Source organism: Streptomyces sp. NBC_01003 (assembly GCF_045162695.1).
Classification (GTDB): Bacteria; Actinomycetota; Actinomycetes; order Streptomycetales; family Streptomycetaceae; genus Streptomyces.
On the sequence record NZ_CP108707.1, the window covers coordinates 7,608,209 to 7,615,000 of the forward strand.

Sequence of the window (6,792 nt, forward strand, 5' to 3'; positions counted from 1 at the left end):
GACGCTCTGCGCCCCGCCCCGACGCGCACCCCCACCTCACCGCCCCCCGCGCTCCCGCTCCTCCACGAACGCGTTGTACGCCGCGACCTGCGCCCGACGGGCCGTCCGCTCCACCGGACGCAGCGCCTCCGACCGCGCCGCCATCTCCGAGGCACTCATGGCCCCGCCGTGCCCGCTCTCATGCGCTACCGAGATCAGCAGCCCGACGCGCTGCGCCAGCTCCAACACCCTTACCGCGCGAGGCGGATAACCCGGCGCGAGGACCTCGCGCCCCCGCTCCGCCCGCGCCCGGTACGCGTCCACCGCCGCCTCGGCCACCGGCCCCGACCCGGCCACGTCGAGCCGCGAGAGCACAGCCGTCGCGTCCCGCAGCGCCTCCGCGAGCTCCCGCTCGGCCTCACCGAGCGAGGGCACATCCGCAGGGGGCGCCTCCCGCACGGGAAGGCAGTGCCACAGGACGTCGACATGGACGTCGCCGGCGGGCCCGGCCTCGTACACCTCGGGCACGAGCCCGAGCGCGGCCCCCTGGCACACGACGGCCTCCTCCGCGTCGAGGGCGCGCGCGTTGAACTCGGGAGGACCGCTCAGGCCGAGCGGATGGCCAGGCGCGGGCAGCGCCACCCGCAGCCCCGTCGCCCCCAGCGTGCGCAGCCGCCCCAGGGCCAGCGTCAGCCCCACCGGCGCCGCCTCGCCCGGCAGCCCCTCCACCCGGTGCACCGCGTCCTCACCGACTATGGCGAGCGCGGCGTCATCAGGAGCAACAAACCCGGCCAAAAGGGCATTTCCCCATGAGGCCAACCGACCTGAGCGTGGTTCCGAAAGCATGGGCTCTACCCTAAAGACCGGCCGATGGATTGGACCGGTCGACCGGTGGCGTAGGTTTTCCCATGGGGATGCGTCCACAAGACGCACGCGACTGCCGAGACTGCAATGGGAGACAACGCGCTCATGAGCGATGTACTGGAGCTGGTGGACGTATCCGTGGTCCGCGAGGGCCGGGCTCTGGTGGACCAGGTCTCCTGGTCGGTCAAGGAGGGTGAGCGCTGGGTCATCCTCGGCCCGAACGGCGCCGGCAAGACGACCCTCCTGAACGTCGCCTCCAGCTACCTCTTCCCCAGCCAGGGCACCGCCGCGATCCTCGGCGAGACCCTCGGCAAGCCCGGCACCGACGTCTTCGAGCTGCGCCCGCGCATCGGCGTCGCCGGCATCGCGCTGGCCGAGAAGCTCCCCAAGCGCCAGACCGTCCTGCAGACGGTCCTCACCGCCGCGTACGGCATGACCGCCGGCTGGCACGAGGACTACGAGGACATCGACGAGCAGCGCGCCCGCGCGTTCCTCGACCGCCTCGGCATGAGCGACTTCCTGGACCGCAAGTTCGGCACGCTCTCCGAGGGCGAGCGCAAGCGCACCCTGATCGCCCGCGCCCTGATGACCGACCCCGAGCTCCTCCTCCTCGACGAGCCCGCCGCCGGTCTCGACCTCGGCGGCCGCGAGGACCTCGTACGCCGCCTCGGCCGCCTCGCCCGCGACCCGATCGCCCCCTCGATGATCATGGTCACGCACCATGTCGAGGAGATCGCCCCCGGCTTCACGCACGTCCTCATGATCCGCCAGGGCAAGGTCCTCGCCGCGGGTCCCCTGGAGCTGGAGCTGACCTCCCGCAACCTCTCCCGCTGCTTCGGCCTCCCGCTCGTCGTCGAGCAGCGCGGCGAGCGCTGGACCGCGACGGGCCTCCCGCTGGGCTGACCCGGCGCGGGCCGCCCCCACGGCACCCTGTCCCCGGAGGTGACCCCGGTCCTACCATGACCATGTGGCAGACATCGACGCATGGGTGTGGTGGCTGATCGGGGCGGCCGCGCTCGGAATCCCCCTGGTCATCACCGCGATGCCCGAATTCGGCATGCTCTCCGCCGGCGCCGTCGCGGGCGCCGTGACCGCCGGCCTCGGCGGCGGGATGGTGATGCAGGTTCTCGTCTTCGCCGCGGTCTCGGTCGCGCTCATCGCCGTCGTACGGCCCATCGCGGCCCGCCACAGCGCCGGGCGGCCCGTGCTCGCCACCGGAATCGAGGCCCTGAAGGGCAAACAGGCCGTCGTCGTCGAACGCGTCGACGGCAGCGGTGGCCGCATCAAGCTGGCCGGAGAGATCTGGTCCGCCCGCTCACTCGACGATTCCGAGAGCTACGAGCCGGGCCGTCACGTCGACGTCGTCGACATCGAGGGAGCCACCGCGATCGTTGTGTGATCATGGTGACCTGATCGGGGAGGTGGCTTGAACTCCCCACGCTGCAGGGCCCGTTCTGACAGACTCGACCAGCAAGATCCTCAAGATCTTCCGGCGGGACCCGCTGGAACGACGACGGCACGAAGGGCACGGGAGACGCGATGTCAGCGATCATCATCGTCCTGATCATTCTGGTGGTGCTGGTCTTCATCGCCCTGATCAAGACCATTCAAGTCATCCCGCAGGCGAGCGCGGCGATCGTCGAACGCTTCGGCCGCTACACCCGCACACTGAACGCGGGCCTGAACATCGTCGTCCCGTTCATCGACTCGATCCGCAACCGCATCGACCTGCGCGAACAGGTCGTGCCCTTCCCGCCCCAGCCGGTGATCACCCAGGACAACCTGGTCGTGAACATCGACACCGTCATCTACTACCAGGTGACCGATGCCCGCGCCGCGACCTACGAGGTCGCCAGCTACATCCAGGCCATCGAGCAGCTCACCGTCACCACCCTGCGCAACATCATCGGCGGCATGGACCTTGAGCGGACCCTGACCTCCCGCGAAGAGATCAACGCGGCCCTGCGCGGCGTGCTCGACGAGGCCACCGGCAAGTGGGGCATCCGCGTCAACCGCGTCGAGCTCAAGGCGATCGAGCCGCCCACCTCCATCCAGGACTCGATGGAGAAGCAGATGCGCGCCGACCGTGACAAGCGCGCCGCGATCCTCACCGCCGAAGGTATCCGCCAGTCGCAGATCCTCACCGCCGAAGGTGAGAAGCAGTCCGCGATCCTGCGCGCCGAAGGTGAGGCCAAGGCCGCCGCCCTGCGCGCAGAGGGCGAGGCCCAGGCCATCCGTACGGTCTTCGAGTCCATCCACGCCGGCGACGCCGACCAGAAGCTCCTCGCCTACCAGTACCTCCAGATGCTCCCGAAGATCGCCGAGGGCGACGCCAACAAGCTCTGGATCGTGCCCAGCGAGATCGGCGACGCACTCAAGGGACTCTCCGGCGCCATGGGCAACTTCGGCCCGATGGGCGGCGGTTCGGCCCCCGCGGGCGCCGAGCGCCGCGAACAGCCCCCCATCGACTGACCCGCCCCGCACACGAAGAGGCCCGCCCCGGGACCCCGGAGGCGGGCTTTTCCGTGCGTCACCGCGTCCCGCGCTACGCCGCCGTACGCGCCAGCCAAGCCGGCAGCGCGGCCCGCTCGGACTGCCCGAGCGTCAGCAGCATCGCGTCGGCCGGCGTGGGCTCGAACGGCTCCCGCAGCAGCGGCATCCCCGCCTGCTCCGGAGTCCGGTCCGCCTTGCGGTGGTTGTCCTCCGCGCACGAGGCGACCGTATTCAGCCAGGAGTCCGCACCACCGCGCGACCGCGGCACCACGTGGTCCACAGTCGTCGCCCGCCGCCCGCAGTACGCGCAACGGTGCTGGTCACGCACCAGCACACCCCGCCTCGACCACGGCGCTTGTCTTCGGAAAGGCACCCGTACATACCTGCAGAGCCTGATCACCTGCGGCACCGGTATGTCCACGGCGGCCGCACGCACACGGAGTCCGGGGTGGGCCTGCTCGACGACGGCCTTGTCCTGCAGCACCAGCACGACGGCCCGGTTGAGCGTCACCGTCGACAACGGCTCGAAGCTGGCGTTCAGTACCAGCGTGTCCCGCATCTCGCCCACCTCCCGTACGTCCCCGGCCCACCCCCGTGGCGGGCTTGGATCAACTCTGGCCGGGCGCGCCGAGATGGACAACGCAATAAAAATGCCCGCCCCCGATCACTTCCATGACCGGGGACGGGCAAACAGACGATGAACGCTAGCTATCCGCGGAAGCCGCGTACTCAGCGATCACCTGCGCACGCGCCAGCGTGTGAAAGCGCAGGTTGAACCCGACGACAGCCGGCGAGGCGTCCGAGTCGGGGCCCAGCTTCTCCTGATCCACCGCGTACACGGTGAAGACGTAACGGTGGGCCGGGTCACCGGGCGGCGGCGCGGCGCCCCCGAAGTCCTTCGTCCCGTAGTCGTTGCGCACCTGCACCGCACCGGAGGGAAGCCCCTCGAACTTGCCGCTGCCCGCGCCGGCCGCCAGCTCGGTCACCGAAACCGGGATGTCGAACACGGTCCAGTGCCAGAAACCACTGCCCGTAGGGGCGTCCGGGTCGAAACACGTCACCGCGAAGCTCTTCGTCTCGGCGGGGAAGCCTTCCCACCGCAGCTGCGGCGAGGTGTTCCCGGCCGCGTAGACCTGAGCGTCCTTGAGTACCGCGCCCGGCTCGAAGTCCTCGCTCACCACCGTGAACGACGGCACCTGCGGATGGAAGTCATGGGGAAGCGGCGGCCTCTTGAGGTCGGTCACGTCGGCACCTCCTGATCGGCGAAAACTCTCGGTGCCGAGCCTATGCCCCGCCCGGCCGGCGGCGGACAGCGCCGCCACCGGCCGGCGCACAGGGGTCAGAACCAGTTGCGCTTGCTGCCGACCTCGGACAGCCACTGGTGCAGATACGCCGACCAGTCCGTTCCCTGGAAGTCGTTGTGCCCGACGACGAACGACCGGAAGGTGTCACTGCTCTCGCTGAAGAGCCCCGGCTTCTTGTCCATCTCCAGGACGACGTCCATCTCGCGGTCGTCCGCCACGAAGCTCAGCTCGACCTGGTTGAGCCCGCGGTACTGCTGCGGCGGGAAGAACTCGACCTCCTGGTAGAACGGCAGCTTCTGCCGCGTCCCCCGGATGTGCCCGCGCTCCATGTCGGCGTTCTTGAACCGGAAGCCCAGCCCGATGAACGCGTCCAGGATTGCCTGCTGCGACGGCAGCGGGTGCACGTTGATCGGGTCGAGGTCACCGGAGTCCACGGCGCGCGCGATCTCCAGCTCCGTCGTCACACCGATGTTCATGCCGCGCAGCTGCTGCCCGTCGATCGTCGTGACCGGCGTCTCCCACGGGATCTCGAGCCCGAACGGCACCGCGTGCACCGCGTTCGCCTGCAGCTGGAACGCCCCGCCGAGGCGCAGCTTCGTGAACTCGATGTCCTGCTTGGTCTCCTGGTCGGCGCCCTCGACCTCGACGCGCGCCTGCAGACCGACCGACAGACCCTCGATGTCCTGGTCCACGGACCCGCCCTGGATCCGCACCTCACCCTGGACGACGCCACCCGGCACCACATTGACCTCGGTCAGCACCGTCTCGACCGACGCACCGCCCGCACCGAGACTCGCCAGCAGCCGCTTGAACCCCATGACTCCACTCCTCCCCGTGCCACACCCGTGGCCCGTGTCTTCCTGTCGCGATCCTTGATCTCTACCAACGCGATAGACCGGTGACCGGTTCCGCGCGGCTCACCCTGGCAAGCAACGAAGCCCTAGGGCTACCCGTCCACGCCGATTCGCCGCACTTCTCCGTCACTTCTCCGTTGGACTACGCTCGTCCGCCATGATCGCGGCCCCTGACCGTACGCCCCTCCCACGGGAGTTCTTCGACCGGCCCGTACTGGAGGTCGCTCCCGATCTCCTCGGGCGCGTCCTCGTCCGCAACACCGAGGAAGGCCCGATCGAGCTACGCCTCACAGAGGTGGAGGCCTACGACGGCCCGAACGACCCCGGCTCCCACGCGTACCGCTCCCGCACCGCCCGCAACGACGTGATGTTCGGTCCGCCAGGACACGCGTACGTCTACTTCACCTACGGCATGTGGCACTGCCTCAACCTGGTGTGCGGCCCGGAAGGCACCGCGAGCGGAGTCCTGCTCCGCGCCGGCGAGATCACCAAGGGCGCCGACCTCACGCGTAAACGTCGACTATCGGCCCGCAACGACAAGGAACTGGCCAAAGGCCCGGCACGCCTGGCCACGGCCCTGGACGTGGACCGCGCGCTCAACGGCACCGACGTCTGCGCCTCCCCGGACTCCCCGCTCGCGATCCTCGCCGGCACTCCCACGCCACGCGACCAGGTACGGAACGGTCCCCGCACGGGCGTGGCGGGCGAGGGCGGCGTCCACCCCTGGCGCTACTGGACCGTCAACGACCCGACGGTGAGCCCATATCGGCCGCATGCGCCACGCCGCGGTTCAACTTGACTCGCCTCTTGGGGAACCGTAATGTAGCCCGAGCCGCTTGACCCGGTTACGGCAATCTGCCAGCAGCCGAAGGCGGCCAAACCACTACCTACGACTTCCCCTCAGCGGGGGCTTATTCGGCGTGCCTGCATGCCCGAATTCGAATCCGCGGGACTCGATTATGAGGCTCAAGGGAAATCCGCTAACGTAGTGGACACGCCGAAAGGCAGCCGAAAGGCAAAGGCCCCCAACGGCCACCGGAAATGAATTCCGAACCGGAAACGGAACGGAAAACGGATCTGGTAGAGTTGGAAACGCAAGACCGAAGGGAAACTGCCCGGAGGAAAGCCTGAGAGAGTCTCTCGGGTGAGTACAAAGGAAGCGTCCGTTCCTTGAGAACTCAACAGCGTGCCAAAAGTCAACGCCAGATTGACAACCCCGGCCCACCTTTGGTGGGTTGGAGGTTCCTTTGAAAAAGTCCTCACTCCCACACCGGGGTGAGGCGCACTAGCGAGGACGC

General features: G+C 68.9%; 8 protein-coding genes. 4 read left to right on the plus strand and 4 right to left on the minus strand.

The features are described 5' to 3' along the window. Window positions 1-36: 36 nt before the first annotated feature. On the minus strand, window positions 37-825 hold the full coding sequence (locus OG698_RS34720) for a hypothetical protein (RefSeq protein ID WP_399979749.1): 789 nt from the start codon (window positions 823-825) through the stop codon (window positions 37-39). A 123-nt stretch (window positions 826-948) separates the two neighbouring features. Here OG698_RS34720 and OG698_RS34725 point away from each other — a divergent pair, with 123 nt between their 5' ends. From OG698_RS34725 to OG698_RS34735, 3 genes are all read left to right on the plus strand, one after another. Further along, window positions 949-1,746 carry an ABC transporter ATP-binding protein gene (locus OG698_RS34725; RefSeq protein WP_399979751.1) on the plus strand — a complete coding sequence of 266 codons (798 nt, stop codon included), beginning with the start codon at window positions 949-951 and terminating at the stop codon, window positions 1,744-1,746. 64 nt (window positions 1,747-1,810) lie between these two features. After that, window positions 1,811-2,242 carry an NfeD family protein gene (locus OG698_RS34730; RefSeq protein ID WP_399979754.1) on the plus strand — a complete coding sequence of 144 codons (432 nt, stop codon included), beginning with the start codon at window positions 1,811-1,813 and terminating at the stop codon, window positions 2,240-2,242. Between the two features lie 140 nt (window positions 2,243-2,382). Then, complete coding sequence (locus tag OG698_RS34735; protein WP_100592537.1) at window positions 2,383-3,315, plus strand: SPFH domain-containing protein; 933 nt, start codon at window positions 2,383-2,385, stop codon at window positions 3,313-3,315. A gap of 73 nt (window positions 3,316-3,388) precedes the next feature. On the opposite strand, the gene OG698_RS34740 is transcribed toward OG698_RS34735, so the two are convergent. The 3 genes from OG698_RS34740 to OG698_RS34750 all read right to left on the minus strand — a co-directional run bounded on the left by OG698_RS34740 (window position 3,389) and on the right by OG698_RS34750 (window position 5,458). Next, window positions 3,389-3,895 (minus strand): HNH endonuclease, encoded by a 507-nt coding sequence (locus tag OG698_RS34740; protein ID WP_399979758.1) that lies wholly within the window; start codon window positions 3,893-3,895, stop codon window positions 3,389-3,391. 145 nt (window positions 3,896-4,040) lie between these two features. Next, window positions 4,041-4,580 carry a YbhB/YbcL family Raf kinase inhibitor-like protein gene (locus OG698_RS34745; protein ID WP_399979761.1) on the minus strand — a complete coding sequence of 180 codons (540 nt, stop codon included), beginning with the start codon at window positions 4,578-4,580 and terminating at the stop codon, window positions 4,041-4,043. Between the two features lie 95 nt (window positions 4,581-4,675). Continuing rightward, a complete protein-coding gene (locus OG698_RS34750) occupies window positions 4,676-5,458 on the minus strand; it encodes a sporulation protein (RefSeq protein ID WP_326776450.1) in 783 nt (260 codons plus the stop codon). 193 nt (window positions 5,459-5,651) lie between these two features. On the opposite strand from OG698_RS34750, the gene OG698_RS34755 reads away from it, so the two are divergent. Beyond that, window positions 5,652-6,293: a DNA-3-methyladenine glycosylase gene (locus tag OG698_RS34755; RefSeq protein ID WP_406107733.1), complete on the plus strand. Its 642-nt coding sequence runs from the start codon at window positions 5,652-5,654 to the stop codon at window positions 6,291-6,293. Window positions 6,294-6,792 lie beyond the last annotated feature (499 nt).